We start from the raw sequence: 13902 nt of genomic DNA, 5'->3' as shown, positions 1-13902 counted from the left end.
GACGGCCGGCCGGGGCAGTCGCGGTCCGCCCCGGCTAGCCGTCAGTACTGGAGGACGCGCTTCCCGGCAGCACCGGCGTACACGGTCCGGATGCCCAGCGGCTGGCGCAGGTCGATGTCGACCTCCTGGTTGCCTCGGCTCGTGAGCCGCAGCGGAGTGCACTTCTGGTGCTCGGGCTGGTCCGCCGCCAGCCGATATCGGTACGCGGCGAGGCGGATGGACTTGTCGTCCTGCTCCAGGATCCGCACCACCATGTTGGGCAGGCAGATGTACGACGAGGTCAGGTCCGGCGGCACTTCGACCGTCAGGAACGTCGGCCGCTCCGGATCGGACCTGACCGAGATGATCCGGGCCTCACCGGCCAGCAGCATGCTCGTCCGGCCGTACCGGAACTCCGACGGCGGCGGACCGTCGTCCAGCAGTCCTTCGGTCGGCGGAACGGTGATCACTGTCTCCGGCCCGGCCGGCTCCTGATCGGCCCGCGGCCGGTCGACCACGGCGAACGTGGCACCACCGGCCACGAAGAGCGCGGTCACCATCGCCACCGTCACCCGGTTGCGGTTCTTCCGCCCGCGGGCGGCACGCTCGACGTACTCGAACGGCGGCGCCTCCTCGGGCGTCTGCTCATCGACGTAGCGATTCAGCAACTCATGCATTCTCAGGCACCTCCTTGACCTCCAGCAGCGGCTGCAGCGCCTGCCGTGCCCGGGCCAGCCGGGACTTCACCGTGCCCACCGGCACCTGCAACTCCTCGGAAATCTGGTCCAGCGGCAGATCCATCACGTGATGCAGTACGACGACCGCCCGCTGGGCAGGTGGTAACGCGGAGAGCGCGGCCGCCACATCCAGCGACTCGCCGTTCGGCGGTGCGACCACCTCGGTACGGCGGCCGGTCAGCCTCGTCAGCGCCTTGGCCGCCACCTGCTGGCGCCGCAGCCGGCTGATCAACGTCCGCACCGCCACCGACCGAACCCAGGCCTCCGGATCCTCGTACTTGCTGATCGACTCCCAGCGGCTCAGCAGCTTCACGTAAGCGTCCTGCGCCACCTCTTCGGCATCGGCACGCGACCCACCGATGGACACCAGTACGCCGATCAGCCGCGGCCAACTTCGCCGATACAGCACGGCCACATCCGGCACCTGATCCCGATCCACCGACTCTCCTCCCCTGCGCGTCTGGTGGTAACACGCGCCACGCCACCACCAGGTTCCATCAAATCCGCAGGTTTCTCGGATCGCTAGTCGTCGGCCTTCGCGACTGTGGTCCGCAGTGGAACCTCTTTGATGAAGAGGACGGCGATCAGGCTGACAGCCGCGCAGGCGGCGGCGATCAGGAAGACGCGGCCGGTGGCGTCGCCGTACGCGTGCCGCACGAGCTCAGCCAACTGCGGCGGGAGGTGGTTGACGTCGAGCAGGCTCTGGCCGCTTCCGGAGGCTTGCCCACGAGCGCTCGCGGGCAGGCCTGCGAGGATCAGGTCCTTGACGCGAGCCGCCAGTACGGCGCCGAGGGCCGCGACGCCGACCGCACCACCGAGGCTGCGGAAGAACGAGACGGTCGCACTGGACGCACCGATCTGCGAGACGTCGACAGTGTTCTGCACGGCGAGCACGAGGTTCTGCATCATCATGCCCATGCCGATGCCCATCGACAGCATGCCGAGGCCGACGTACCAGTACGGCGTCTGGTGGTCGATCGTGCCGAGGATGACCAGGCCGATCACCAGCAGGATGCCACCGCCGATCAGGTACCGCTTCCACTTGCCGAAGCGGGTGATCATCTGGCCGGAACCGACCGAGCCGAGGAACGAGCCGAGCATCATCGGGATGGTGAGCAGACCGGCCTCGGTCGGGCTGTAGCCGCGGGCGATCTGGAAGTACTGACCGAGGAACAGGGCGCTGCCGAACATCGCGACGCCGACCGCGAGGCTGGCCACGATCGCCAGCGCGGTGGTCCGCTCGCGGACGACCTTCAGCGGGACGAGCGGCTCGGAGACGCGGCTCTCGACCAGTACGGCGAGGGCTCCGAAGACGACCGTGCCACCGACGAAGAGCGCCGACTGCCAGGACATCCACGGGAAGTCGTGACCGGCGAAGGTGACCCACAGCAGCGGCAGGCTGGCCGCGATGCTGATCAGGATCGCGCCGAGGTAATCGACCTTGACCTTGCGCTTGATCAGCGGGAGGTGCAGGTACTTCTGCAGAATGAACAGGCTCACCACGGCGAGCGGGACGCAGACGTAGAAGCACCAGCGCCAGCCGAGCCACGAGGTGTCGACGATGACGCCACCGATGAGCGGTCCGGACACGGTCGCGACCGCCATCACAGCGCCCATGTAGCCGGAGTACCGGCCGCGGTTCCGGGGCGGGATCGCCGCGCCGATGATCGCCTGGGCGAGCGCCATCAGGCCGCCCATCGCGAGACCCTGCAGTACCCGGGCGCCGATCAGGAACGGCACATTGTGCGCCGTACCGGCCAGCGCGGACCCGACCACGAAGAGCGAGATCGCCAGCTGCACCAGCAGCTTCTTGCTCATCAGATCGGCGAGCTTGCCCCAGATCGGGGTGGACACGGTGGTGGCCAGCAGGCTCGCCGTCAGCACCCACGTGTACTGCGTCTGGGAACCCTGGAGGTCGGCGATGATCGTCGGCAGCGCGTTGCTGACGATGGTCGAGCTGAGCATCGCCGTGAACAGCGCGGCCAGCAGGCCGATCAGGATTTCGAGGATCTCGCGGTGCGTGAGTTCCGGCGCAGTGGGCAGTTCGCGCCGAGTCTCAAGGACAGTCATCAGTCTCCCGTTGTGTTCGAACGCCTCACGGAATCGGCGGCCTCAGTGACCGCGCGCGCGAGCCGCTGCAGCACATTGGCCGCGTCGCTGAGCGCGTCATCGTCGAAGTCCGCCAAGGCGGAGCGCAGTTGCTTGGTGTAGGCGGAGTACAGGGCCCCCAGCCGGGCCCTGCCGTCGTCCGACACCCGGATCAGTCCGACCCGCGCATCGACCGGGTCGGGCCGACGACTCACCAGTCCGTCGGCCTCGAGGGTGGTCAGCTGGCGGCTCACGACCGACGCGTCGACGCCGAGCTTCGCAGCGATCTCTCCGCCGCGCTGCTCGCCATCACGCATCAGGACCTTCAGCACACTGGCGTCGGACCGGCGCAGGCCGTTCTCCGGCATCAGGTGCTTGTGTTCGATACAGCGCACGGCCCGGATCAGCGAGCTGACTCCTTCGAGCAGCTCCTGGGCCGACGCGTCCCGCTCTTCCCCCGGGACGAGGGGATGCTGAGCTAGTTGCATAACTCAACTATATACACTAATAGTTGGTTTCTGCAACCATATGTGCGAAATGCTGGGCTTCGGCTACCCAGCGTGAGGTCAGCTCAGGTCGCCGTTGAGGCGGCCGAGCAGGCGCCCGAGGTCGGAGAGATCCTCGGTGTTCCAGCGGTTGAAGATCGCGCGGAACTCGAGCTGCCGCTGCGCCCGGAGCGCGCCGAACCGCTCGGCGCCGAGCTCGGTGAGTTTGAGCAGGCGGGCCCGGCCGTCGTCCGGGTCGCCGACGCGTTCGAGGAGACCGAGCGTTTCCAGTTGGGTGATCCCCCGGCTGACGGTCGACTTGTCCAGGCCGAGTGCCTGCGCCACATCCGAGGCCCGCACACCGACCCCGGCGCCGCCCATGAACTCGATCTGCGAGATCAGCGCGTACCCGGCCGCGTCCATGTCGGGGTGGACCCGGCGGGCCATCATCATCGAGGCCGAGCGCGCCCGCCGGAACAGGGCAGACAGCTGCTGCTCGATGTCGGCCACCAGCGGCTCGCTGGTCTGCTCGACTTCAGGTGACGTCATCGGACCACGATCCCGGCATCGCGCAGCGCCTTCTTCACGTCGGCGATCCGGAAATCGCCGAAGTGGAACACACTCGCGGCCAGTACGGCGTCCGCCCCGGCCTCGACCGCGGGCGGGAAATGCTCGGGCGCGCCCGCTCCCCCACTGGCGATCAGCGGTACGTCGACCACGTCGCGAACCGCCCGGATGAGCTCCAGGTCGAACCCCTTCTTGGTGCCGTCGGCATCCATCGAGTTCAGCAGGATCTCGCCCGCACCGAGCTCACAACCGCGCCGAGCCCACTCGATCGCGTCCAGTCCGGCCGACCGCCGGCCGCCGTGCGTCGTCACCTCGAAACCGCTCGGCTGATCGGACGACCGCCGTACGTCGAGGGACAGCACCAGCACCTGGTTGCCGAACCGGTGCGCGATCTCCTTGATCACCTCGGGCCGTGCGATCGCGCCGGTGTTGATCCCGACCTTGTCGGCGCCGGCCCGCAGCAGCCGGTCCACGTCGGCCGCCTCGCGCACACCGCCACCGACGGTCAGCGGGATGAAGACCTGCTCGGCGGTCCGCCCGACCACGTCGTACGTCGTCTCCCGTGAGCCCGAGGAAGCGGTGATGTCGAGGAAGGTGAGTTCGTCGGCCCCCTCCGCGTCGTACACCTGGGCCATCTCGACCGGATCGCCCGCGTCGCGCAGTCCGGTGAAGTTGACACCCTTGACCACCCGCCCGGCATCGACGTCCAGGCAGGGAATCACTCGCACGGCAAGAGTCACGCGGAAAGGATATCGGGCAGGTGTTCGACCCTGCCCGAACAGCTCGGCCCGCGAACCCTTCGGCCGCGAGAATCGGTCCAGACCGTTCACCCTGGAGGAGTTCTCTTGCTGGTTCGACGCCACGGCCGTCTCGCTGCAGCCGCTGTCCTGTCCACTGCCCTGATCCTCGGCTCGTCACTCGGCGCCCAGGCTGATGGCGGTACCTTCCCGGCCTCACCCGGCGCCCCCGGCGTGGGGGACGCCGTCTATCCGAACCTCGGCAACGGCGGCTACCAGGCCGACCGCTACGAGCTCGACCTCAAGTACGACCCCACCACCAAGCTGGTCGCGGGACACGTGAAGATCTTCGCCACCGCCACCCAGAACCTGTCGGCGTTCAACCTCGATTCGTTCGGTCTGGACATCACCGAACTGCGGGTCGACGGGAGCACCGAGCTCTACCGGCAGGACGGCGAGGAGCTCGTCGTGTCGCTGGAGTGGCCGATCCGCAACGCCACCAAGTTCGTCGTCGACGTCAGCTACACGGCCGACCCGCGCAAGATCAAGCCGCCGGCCGGCGGCTGGGTCGCCACGCCGGACGGCTTCGCCACCGCACCACAGCCGTCCGGCGCGCACACGATCTTCCCGGGTAACGACCATCCCTCCGACAAGGCCGACTACGTCATCCGGATCACCGCACCGCAAGGCACGATCGGTGTTGCCAGCGGCAACCATATCGGCGATCAGGTGAACGCCGACGGAAGTACCACGTCGACGTACCGGACCGTGAACCCGGTGGCCACCGAACTCGTCCAGGCCAGCGTCGGCGAGTACACGATCATCCGCCGCAACCCTGACGCCCCGGTCACAGACCCGGTACTGCGCGACGTCGTACCGACCGCGCGGTTGCCCAAGGTCGACGCGGCGCTGAAGCTGACCGCCGGGCAACTCAACTGGGTCACCCAGCGACTGGGCGCATTCCCGCTCGAGGCCTACGGCATCCTGCCGGCCAACAACGATGCGTCGGACGCCTTCGACTTCACCGGCCTCGAAACGCAGACGCTCACGCTCTACAAGCCGAACTACCTCACCCAGACCGAGGACAAGATCGGCTCCCACATGATGCACGAACTGGTCCACAGCTGGTTCGGCAACAGCCTCACCCCGGCCTCCTGGAGCGACCTCTGGTTCAACGAGGGCCACGCCGACTACTACGGCCTGCTCTACCGCTACGAACGCGGCTGGCCGGACTCCCGCGGCTACACCACCATGGTCGACCGAATGAAGTACACCTACAGCCAAGGCGACCTCTGGCGGAAGTCCTCAGGCCCGGTAGCGAAACCGAACGCCCAGAACCTCTTCGACAACCAGCGCTACACCGGCGGCGTCCTGGCCCTCTACGCCCTCGCCGAAAAAGTAGGCCAAGACAAGTTCCACCAAATCGAACAAGCCGCCATCACCACCCACCGCAACAACACCATCTCGACCGACCAATACATAACGCTAGCCACCACCGTCTCCGGTGACCCGACCGTCCGCCCCTTCCTAGAAGACTGGCTCTACGGCACCAAAACCCCACCCATGCCCAACCACCCCGACTGGACCGTCGTACCGCCCACCGCCAAAACCCTCACCCCCACCGACCTACAGTCCGACCGCCGCGGCAACTGAGCGTCATCGGGCGATGACCGAATCGACAATGGTGCTACCACGGTAGTACCGTCGGATCATGGCTGTCGAAAAGCTGAGCATCTCCCTTCCGGACACAGTTGCCACCCGGGCCCGGCGCGCGGCCGACCGCGCCGGGCTCCCCTTGTCCGCCTGGCTGGCCGAGGCTGCCGAGACCGCGGCGAATCTGGCCGAGGCCCACGAGGCCGCTGAAGAGTACGAGGCGATCTACGGTGAGCCCGATCCGCAGGAACTGCAGGCCGGCCGCGCGCAACTGGCGGAGGCCGGTGTCATCATCGGCGCGGCCGAGCCCCCGGAGTACGCGGCCAGCCGCACGGCGGCCTTGGCGCGTCTGCTCGGACTGACCGAAGAAAAGCGGCTCGGATGACCGCCTTGATCCTGGACGCCGGCGCCCTGATCCACGTGGAGAACAAGCCACGGGGGCGGGTGTACGGCCTGTGCCGCGATGCCCTGGACAGCGGGATTCAAGCGCGGATACCGACCGTCGTACTGGCGCAGGTGTGGCGAGCCAGTCCACGACAGGCACCAATCGCCACACTGCGCCGGATCTGCAAGACGATCCCCTTCACCGACGACACCGCCGAGGCCGTCGGTCGACTTCTCGCAGTGTCAGGCACCGCAGACGTCGTGGACGCGGCCGTGGTGGTGGCTGCGCTCAGTCACGGTGGTGCAGTGGTGACCTCGGATCCCGGCGACATCAGCAAGCTCGCCGATGCCGCCGGGATCGCAATACCGCTACTGGTTCTCTGACTACTTCCAGGCCTTGCGGCGGCTGTCGGCTGCCTTGACGGGGCGGGTGGATTCCCAGACTCGGCGCCAGTGGGCTGAGGTGTTGGGGCCGGTTTGGGTGGGGGCGGTGCCGGCGGCGATTCGGCGGCGGGATTCGTACCAGTTGGTCGACTCCTCGTCGAGGAGGGCGGCTACGGCGGCGGCGATGCGGGGGGCGAAGTCGCGGGGGCTTTCGCCTTCGGCGGGGCGGATGGGGTCGCCGTACCGGACTGCGACCGTGGGGCGGCCGGGGACCGGCCAGCCGCGGCCTCGGGGCATGGCGGCGAAGGAGCCCTTGATGCCTACGGGGATGACCGGGACGTTGTGCTCGACGGCCAGGTAGGCCGCGCCCATGCGGAAGCGTTGCAGCCAGCCGTCGGGTGAGCGGGTGCCTTCGGGGAAGACGACGACGTTCCAGCCGTCGGCGAGCAGGTCGCCGGGGGTTGCGCTGAGCTTGCCGCCGCGGCGCTCGATCGGGAACGTGTTGAACACGATCGCCGAACCGGCCGCCCGCCACCAGGTGTCGAAGAAGTAGTCGGCGGCCGCGGCCATCGCCGTACGGCGGCGCATCGAGTCCGGCAGGGACAGCAGCAGGAGCGGCGTGTCCAGGTGCGACGAGTGGTTCGCCACGATCAGCGCCGGGCCGTCGAGTTTGCGCAGCGAGTCGAGCCCGCTGATCTCCGGCTTGACGTTGACATTGAGTACGGCGTTCAGCGGACCCTTCTGGAGGACGTCGCGGATCGCGATCGCGGCAGGCGTCCGGGCCCAGCGGGTCGGGAAGACCGTGGTCTCCTTCGGTACGACGTACGCCTCGGCCGACCGCGGTACCTGCGGGCGCCGGCCCCAGCGCCAGCCGCGCGCGACGACCTTGACGTCACGCACGGTCTCGCGGCTGAACTTCACCAGGCTGTTCCCCATCAGCGCACGTCCGCGAGCAGGTGCGGCGGGTTGTGCAGATAGGTGATCGACGGCGACCGGCCGACCGAGTGGCTGACCATCTCGAGCGCGTCCTGCAGCGTCGAGGCGGACCGGAAGCCCATCCGCTCGACGGTCTTGCGGTTCGCACCGACCCAGACGATGTCGCCGCAGTGGTCCAGCGCGTGGCTGATCCAGTACCACATGTAGAACGGGTGCACGCCGTGGTACGCGTACGACGTCCGATACAGGTGGATGTACCACGGGTCCTCGGCGTACTGCTTCTCGAACTTCGCCTCGATGGTGGCCGGGTCCGTGGACTCCGACAGCACCTCCTCGAAGAAGTCGACGTACGACGGGTGGTGCAGCTGGCTGAACTCGTACGGCACCGGGTGGTAAAGGATCAGCGCGCCGTCCTTGCGGACGATCGGGTTCCCCCGGTAGGCGTTGAAGTGGTAGCCCATCCCCATCACCGCGGCGAGGATCGGGTTCATCACCGAGTTCACGTTGTACGGGCTCAGGTACGGCACGCCGATGACGCCGACGTCGGCCTGGCCCTGCACCTCGACCATGTGCTGGCGGTGCACCATCTCGAGCGTCTTCTCGTGCACCGGCTCGATCGCGCCGGCGTTGATCCCGGTCAGCTGGTACGGCGACCGGACGTCGGTGTAGATCTTGTGCCGGACCTTGTTCGGCGCCGCGGCCAGCCCGCGCTTGGTCGCGAGCATCGAGGCCTGGTCCTTCAGCGACCACTCCCACTCACGCTTCTGCAGGAACTCCAGCCCGCCGCCGAACACGTTGTTGTTCAGCGTGGTCTCGATCTGGAAGACCTTGACGTGCTCGGTCAGCACCTCGCCCATCCGCCAGGCCGAGTGGTGCATCTTCGAGGCCTTGTGGTCCATGAAGGACCGCGAGTGGATCATCGTGTGGCTGTTGTGGTGGTGCTTCAGCGACTTGTACGACGCCAGCCCGATCGAGGTGGACTTGTGGCCACCGTCCATCGCCACCAGGTTCACGTTCACGTAGACCAGCAGGTCGGACTCGGCCGCCCGCTTGGAGATCTCGACGTCCTCGCCGTGCCGGGTCTGGCCCAGGTGGGTCAGGTTCTCGGTGTCCTCGGCGTCGAAGTTGTAGAGCTTGCCCTCGGGGAAGAACGACCGGAAGACGCGCTCGCCGACGATGTCGCGCAGCTCGTTCGGCGTCAGCCGCCGGTGCAGCGCGTTCGCGGAGATCAGCTCGACGTCGTCGACACCGGCCTGCGCGGCCAGCTCCAGCACGGCCTCGATGACGCGCTGCCGGATGTCCGGCTTCTTCATCGGGGGCAGCGCCAGCGAGATGTCGTCGAAGGCGATCGTCAGCCGCATGCCGGGCCGCAGCAGCTCCGGCAGCGGCTCGGAGTCGATCGGGTTCAGCAACGCGTTCTGGATCGCCTCCTCCACGTCGCGGACCGCGGGCAGCGACTCCGGCGGGTAGACCACCCGGGTGCCGAGCGGGAAGCGCTCCAGCAGGAAACCCTCACCGTTGTGCACGATCAGCGGCGGAGTCCGGTCGTCCACCTCAAGCACGAATCCTGGCCGAGACATGTCAGAAACCCTCTCGTCGTACGTCCTGCGGAACTGTCACGGCCCTCACGAGGCCCTCACATCGAAAGCAACCTTGACCGTGCCGAGGCGGCCGGCCGAATGCGCGTGGTCGAGTGCCTCACGCCAGCGGTACAGCGGGTACTTCGCCCCGACGACACCGTCCAGCGGGGCGCGCCCGGCCAGGTCCAAAGCGGTCTCGAACGCCGGGCGCCCGTTCGGCTCCGACGTCGCGGAGGCGTAGGTGCCGGCGAGGTCGAGCTCGCGGAACCACACCGGCGACAGGTCGACGCCGGTCGACGGCATCCCGGACAGGACCACCCGGCCACCGGCCTTGGTGACCCGCAGCACGGTGTCGATCGAGTCCTTGCTGCCGACCGCGTCGACAGCGACGTCGACACCGCCGAGCAGGAACTCCTTGGCGCCGAGGTCCGGCTTGAGCCGGAACGCACCGGTCGAACGGCGGACGCCGCGGAACACCTCGTCGGGCGCCACCACGTCGCTCGCACCGAACGCCCGGGCGAGCTCACGCTGCTTGGGGTGCTTGGCGACCACGGTGATCCGGCCGGCCTGCGTCAGCTCGCGAATCGCGAGCGTGGCGAACAGTCCGACCGCACCGGCGCCGCTGACCAGCACCGACTGCCCAGGCTGGACGTTGGCGCGGAAGGCGGCGTGCACGGCGCCGGCCAGCGGCTCCACGAGCACAGCGCGCTCATCACTCAGGCCGTCCGGTACGGCGTACAGCTGGCTGCGGTGAGCGACCATCAGGTTGCCCCAGCCACCACCGGTGTCCTGGCAGAACCCGGTCTGCAGACCCGGCTTCAGGTGGCCGACGGTGATCCGGTCGCACCGGTTGGTGTTCCCGGCGGCGCAGCCCTCGCACAGTTCGACACCGCGCGTGGCGCAGGTCAGGACGCTGTCCATGACTACGCGGGTGCCCTTCGGCAGGTCCTCGCAGTCGTCCAGCAGTTCGCCGACGATCTCGTGACCGGGGACGAACGGCATCGACACGACGGCCGAGAAGTACATCTTGGTGGAGCCGGTGACCATGCCGAGATCGGAACCGCAGATCCCGGACAGGATCGGCCGGATCCGCGCCCAGCCGTCGCGGTCGGCCTTCGGCTCGTTGATGGTGACGAGGCGCAGCGGTGCCGCCGGACCGGTCAGCATGCCGGGGATCCGGCCGCCGACCGCCTTGGCCGCCAGGTACTTGGCCGGCGAGCGGTACATCTCCAGTGCGAGCATCATCAGGCGTTGACCCCCGGCAGTTCGAGCCGCGACGAGGTCGACGGCGTCTTCCAGTCCACGATCTGCCAGCGCCCGGCCCGAGCGGCCCGGAACAGCGACACGTCCGGCGACACCGCGACCGGGTTACCCACGACCGACAACATCGGCAGATCCGAGTGACTGTCGGCGTACGCGAAGGACTTCGACAAGTCGATGTTGCCCTGCCGCGCGCGGTGCTTGATCCACGCGGCCCGCGACTCACCGACCAGCGGCGGACCGGCCAGGTAGCCGGTGCAGCGGCCGCGGTCGTCGACGGCCAGCTCGGCCGCGATGATCTCGTCGAACAGCGGCTCCAGCGGCCGGGTCAGCGGTCGCACGGCACCCGTGATCAGGATTGTCTTGTGCCCAGCCGCCCGGTGCTCGCGAATCCGCCGTACGGCGGCCCCACTCAGTCGCTCGAGGACGTGCTCGGACAGCACCTCGTCGACGATCCGGTTGAGCTCCTCGAGGTCCGCACCGGCGTACCGGCGGTAGATCGTGCGCAGGAAGGCGCCGCGGTCCTTGCGCTCGGCCGAGATCAGCTTCGGCAGCCGCCGCAGCATCTGACCGATCTCGGCGACCCGCTGCGGGCCGTCCAGCTCGGGCAGCCGCATCCACAGGTAGGTCTCGATCACGTTCGACGACAGCAGCGTGCCGTCCATGTCGAACGCGGCGATCACCTCGGAGTCGGCCGGCTCGACCTTCTTCAGTACGCCGGCCGCTTCCGCCAGACTCTTGTTCCGCTTCTTGCGGACGACGTCGAGGCGGCGCATCGACTCGGTGACGCTCGGGCAGTGCACCTTCTGCAGGTAGTACTGCCAGTCGACGACGGTGATGTCGCAGGCGAACTTCTCCCGGTCGTCACCCTCGAGCGCGTTGTGCAGCGCGAGCACGTTGTCGTCGACGAAGTTCATCTCCGCCTGCGCGTACTCGGCGTACAGGTCCATGTAGCGGCGCAGGAAGTCGATCCGGCGCTTCTGCACGTCCAGCTCGCGGGCGTACTTGCGGGTGCGCTCACCGCGCGGGACGCGGGTGATGACGGCGTCCGCGAGCTTGTGCGCGCGTTCGCCGTACCGGAGCATCGCCTCGACCGAGTCGCCGCCGGGGAACTTCCAGACCGGCAGCCGGACCGCGCCGCGCTCGCCGAGGTCGAAGGGGTGGTCGGAGAAGTACGCGCGGATGCCGGCGTACATCTGCTCGAAGGTCAGCGGGTTCCGGGCGCCGGAACCGATCTGGTAGTACTCCGGCTTGTTCAGCTCGGGCTCGGTCGCCATCACCGCGCAGATCGCGCCGACCACGTGGTCGACCGGGATGATCTCCAGCACCGAGTCCGGGCTGGCCGGGAACTCCGGCAGCTCGCCGCGGCCGTAGGCCAGGATCAGCGGCTCGGCCATCTTGAAGCCCTCGATCCAGCCCGGGTGCGGGCTCTGCACCGCGGACTCGATGATGGCCGGCCGGACGATCGAGGTCGGGAAGATGCTCGCGAACTCCTCGACGACCCGCTCGCCGAGCGCCTTGGTGAAGGTGTAGCAGTCGGTCCAGCCGAGGCTGCGGGCGCGCTCGGTACCGGTCTCGACCAGCCGCTTCGCGACCCACTCGGTACGGCGGCGCTCGGTGTCGACCGCGGCGGTCAGGTGGCCGGCGCGGCGGTGCAGCTTCTCGGCCTCCTTGCGGAACTTGGCCAGCATCGGCGCGGACCGCGACTGCTCCTCGATCCGGGACTTCATCGCCATCCCGGCCTCGGCCTCGACCCGCCAGTCGGCGGTGTGGTCGACCGACGCCTCCGGGATCGCGCCGCGGCGGCGACCGGCCGTGTAGGCGGTCGAGATGTGCACGTAGTGGATCGAGCGGTCGGTCCCCTGCCGGCTCTCGTCGATCCGCTCCAGCAGGCTCTTGGTGCCGAGCACGTTGGTCGTGAACGCCTCGTGGATCGGCGGGTCGAAGCTGACGTCACCGGCACAGTGCACGACGATGTCGAGATCGTTCGGCAGCGGCGGTACGTCGGACAGGTCGCCCTCGACCACCTCGATCCGGGCCGCGGTCAGCGCCTCGGCGTCGGCGTACGGGGTGCCCTCGCCGTAGAACGGCTTGAAGATGTCCTTCTTCAGCAGCTGCGCCATCCGGTTCGCACCGGTCAGCGAGCCCTTCGGCCGGATGATCGCCACCACGGTCGTCCCGGGCAGGTCGCCGATCATCCGGTGCAGCAGGGCCTCACCGACGAAACCGGTGATCCCGGTGACGAGGACCTTCTTGTCCTGCAGCTTGTCGGCCAGACTCACTTGTCGCCTCCACGCGTGAGTTCGAGTGCCTCGGTCAGGGTGAACGCGCCGGCGTACAGGGCCTTGCCCACGATGACGCCCTCGACACCGTCTGCGACCAGCGTGCTCAACGCCCGCAGGTCGTCGAGGCTGGAGACGCCGCCCGAGGCGATGATCGGCTTGTCCGTGCGCGCGCACAGATCGCGGTACAGGTCCAGGTTGGGCCCCTGGAGCATGCCGTCCTTCGTCACATCGGTGACCACGTAGCGCTCACAACCAGCCGTCTCCAGCCGCTCGAGCACCTCGTACAGGTCACCGCCTTCCTTCGTCCAGCCACGCGCCGCCAGCGTCCGGCCACGCACGTCCAGCCCGATCGCCACCCGGTCGCCGTACTGCTGGATGATCCGGTCGCACCACTCCGGGTCCTCGAGCGCGGCCGTCCCGATGTTGACCCGCCGGGCCCCGGTCGCCAGCGCCGCCGCCAGGGAGTCGTCGTCGCGGATCCCGCCCGACAACTCGACCTGCACGTCCAGCTTCCCGGTCACCTCGGCCAGCAGCTCACGGTTGCTCCCCCGGCCGAACGCAGCGTCCAGGTCGACCAGGTGGATCCACTCCGCCCCGGCCTCCTGCCACGCCAACGCAGCCGCCAGCGGCTCGCCGTACGACGTCTCGCTCCCAGCCTCACCCTGCACCAGCCGAACCGCCTGTCCGTCCGCCACATCGACGGCAGGCAGCAGCACCAGGTTCTCAGACATGGGCCACACCCTAGATGGCGATGATGGACGTTTTGTAACCCACTGCCCTCCTGAATCACTGTGAATCAATGTGTCTCAGCAATACCAGTTCCATTA

The 13902-nt window shown here is 68.3% G+C and carries 14 protein-coding genes; 3 read left to right on the top strand and 11 right to left on the bottom strand.

The window, feature by feature from the left end:
• Positions 1-41 precede the first annotated feature (41 nt).
• From ABD231_RS39040 to hisF, 6 genes are all read right to left on the bottom strand, one after another.
• Positions 42-656, bottom strand: a complete 615-nt coding sequence (locus tag ABD231_RS39040; protein ID WP_344164426.1) for a hypothetical protein — start codon at positions 654-656, stop codon at positions 42-44.
• Positions 649-1155: an RNA polymerase sigma factor gene (locus ABD231_RS39035; RefSeq protein WP_344164423.1), complete on the bottom strand. Its 507-nt coding sequence runs from the start codon at positions 1153-1155 to the stop codon at positions 649-651. The genes ABD231_RS39040 and ABD231_RS39035 overlap by 8 nt, the downstream gene beginning before the upstream one ends.
• An 83-nt stretch (positions 1156-1238) precedes the next feature.
• Complete coding sequence (locus tag ABD231_RS39030; protein WP_344164420.1) at positions 1239-2786, bottom strand: MFS transporter; 1548 nt, start codon at positions 2784-2786, stop codon at positions 1239-1241.
• Positions 2786-3292, bottom strand: a complete 507-nt coding sequence (locus ABD231_RS39025) for a MarR family winged helix-turn-helix transcriptional regulator (protein WP_344164417.1) — start codon at positions 3290-3292, stop codon at positions 2786-2788. The genes ABD231_RS39030 and ABD231_RS39025 overlap by 1 nt, the downstream gene beginning before the upstream one ends.
• Before the next feature lie 78 nt (positions 3293-3370).
• Entirely contained in the window at positions 3371-3838 is a 468-nt protein-coding gene (locus ABD231_RS39020; RefSeq protein ID WP_344164414.1) for a MarR family winged helix-turn-helix transcriptional regulator, read from the bottom strand.
• Positions 3835-4596, bottom strand: a complete 762-nt coding sequence (gene hisF, locus ABD231_RS39015) for an imidazole glycerol phosphate synthase subunit HisF (protein ID WP_344164411.1) — start codon at positions 4594-4596, stop codon at positions 3835-3837. Before hisF ends, ABD231_RS39020 begins: the two co-directional genes overlap by 4 nt.
• A 105-nt stretch (positions 4597-4701) precedes the next feature.
• Between hisF and ABD231_RS39010 the strand changes: the two genes are divergently transcribed.
• From ABD231_RS39010 to ABD231_RS39000, 3 genes are read left to right on the top strand one after another with little or no spacing between them, the layout of a single operon-like run.
• On the top strand, positions 4702-6246 hold the full coding sequence (locus ABD231_RS39010; RefSeq protein WP_344164408.1) for a M1 family metallopeptidase: 1545 nt from the start codon (positions 4702-4704) through the stop codon (positions 6244-6246).
• Positions 6247-6304: 58 nt separating this feature from the next.
• Complete coding sequence (locus tag ABD231_RS39005; protein WP_344164405.1) at positions 6305-6631, top strand: hypothetical protein; 327 nt, start codon at positions 6305-6307, stop codon at positions 6629-6631.
• Positions 6628-7014, top strand: coding sequence for a hypothetical protein (locus ABD231_RS39000; protein ID WP_344164402.1), 387 nt, complete (start codon positions 6628-6630; stop codon positions 7012-7014). Before ABD231_RS39005 ends, ABD231_RS39000 begins: the two co-directional genes overlap by 4 nt.
• Here ABD231_RS39000 and ABD231_RS38995 read toward each other — a convergent pair whose 3' ends face one another.
• From ABD231_RS38995 to priA, 5 genes are read right to left on the bottom strand one after another with little or no spacing between them, the layout of a single operon-like run.
• The gene (locus tag ABD231_RS38995) at positions 7015-7950 is read right to left on the bottom strand and encodes a lysophospholipid acyltransferase family protein (protein WP_344164399.1); all 936 of its coding nucleotides are present in this window, start codon (positions 7948-7950) and stop codon (positions 7015-7017) included.
• The gene (larAH, locus tag ABD231_RS38990; protein WP_344164396.1) at positions 7950-9530 is read right to left on the bottom strand and encodes an NPN-dependent hydroxyacid isomerase, LarAH14/15/16 family; all 1581 of its coding nucleotides are present in this window, start codon (positions 9528-9530) and stop codon (positions 7950-7952) included. Before larAH ends, ABD231_RS38995 begins: the two co-directional genes overlap by 1 nt.
• Before the next feature lie 45 nt (positions 9531-9575).
• Positions 9576-10775 carry a zinc-dependent alcohol dehydrogenase gene (locus tag ABD231_RS38985; RefSeq protein WP_344164393.1) on the bottom strand — a complete coding sequence of 400 codons (1200 nt, stop codon included), beginning with the start codon at positions 10773-10775 and terminating at the stop codon, positions 9576-9578.
• Complete coding sequence (locus ABD231_RS38980) at positions 10775-13072, bottom strand: HAD-IB family hydrolase (protein ID WP_344164390.1); 2298 nt, start codon at positions 13070-13072, stop codon at positions 10775-10777. Before ABD231_RS38980 ends, ABD231_RS38985 begins: the two co-directional genes overlap by 1 nt.
• Positions 13069-13806, bottom strand: coding sequence for a bifunctional 1-(5-phosphoribosyl)-5-((5-phosphoribosylamino)methylideneamino)imidazole-4-carboxamide isomerase/phosphoribosylanthranilate isomerase PriA (gene priA, locus ABD231_RS38975; protein WP_344164387.1), 738 nt, complete (start codon positions 13804-13806; stop codon positions 13069-13071). The genes ABD231_RS38980 and priA overlap by 4 nt, the downstream gene beginning before the upstream one ends.
• Positions 13807-13902 lie beyond the last annotated feature (96 nt).

The organism is Kribbella yunnanensis (assembly GCF_039529655.1).
GTDB lineage: Bacteria > Actinomycetota > Actinomycetes > Propionibacteriales > Kribbellaceae > Kribbella > Kribbella yunnanensis.
Note: the sequence above shows the minus strand (reverse complement) of the source record. Positions and strands in the feature narration are given on the sequence as shown.

Bases quoted from the DNA above. Each gene is read 5' to 3' on its own strand.
- ABD231_RS39030 (WP_344164420.1), bottom strand. From the start codon at position 2,786: ATGACTGTCCTTGAGACTCGGCGCGAACTGCCCACTGCGCCGGAACTC.
- larAH (WP_344164396.1), bottom strand. From the start codon at position 9,530: ATGTCTCGGCCAGGATTCGTGCTTGAGGTGGACGACCGGACTCCGCCG.
- priA (WP_344164387.1), bottom strand. From the start codon at position 13,806: ATGTCTGAGAACCTGGTGCTGCTGCCTGCCGTCGATGTGGCGGACGGA.
- ABD231_RS39040 (WP_344164426.1), bottom strand. From the start codon at position 656: ATGCATGAGTTGCTGAATCGCTACGTCGATGAGCAGACGCCCGAGGAG.
- ABD231_RS39025 (WP_344164417.1), bottom strand. From the start codon at position 3,292: ATGCAACTAGCTCAGCATCCCCTCGTCCCGGGGGAAGAGCGGGACGCG.
- ABD231_RS38995 (WP_344164399.1), bottom strand. From the start codon at position 7,950: ATGGGGAACAGCCTGGTGAAGTTCAGCCGCGAGACCGTGCGTGACGTC.
- ABD231_RS39020 (WP_344164414.1), bottom strand. From the start codon at position 3,838: ATGACGTCACCTGAAGTCGAGCAGACCAGCGAGCCGCTGGTGGCCGAC.
- ABD231_RS39005 (WP_344164405.1), top strand. From the start codon at position 6,305: ATGGCTGTCGAAAAGCTGAGCATCTCCCTTCCGGACACAGTTGCCACC.
- ABD231_RS38985 (WP_344164393.1), bottom strand. From the start codon at position 10,775: ATGATGCTCGCACTGGAGATGTACCGCTCGCCGGCCAAGTACCTGGCG.
- ABD231_RS39000 (WP_344164402.1), top strand. From the start codon at position 6,628: ATGACCGCCTTGATCCTGGACGCCGGCGCCCTGATCCACGTGGAGAAC.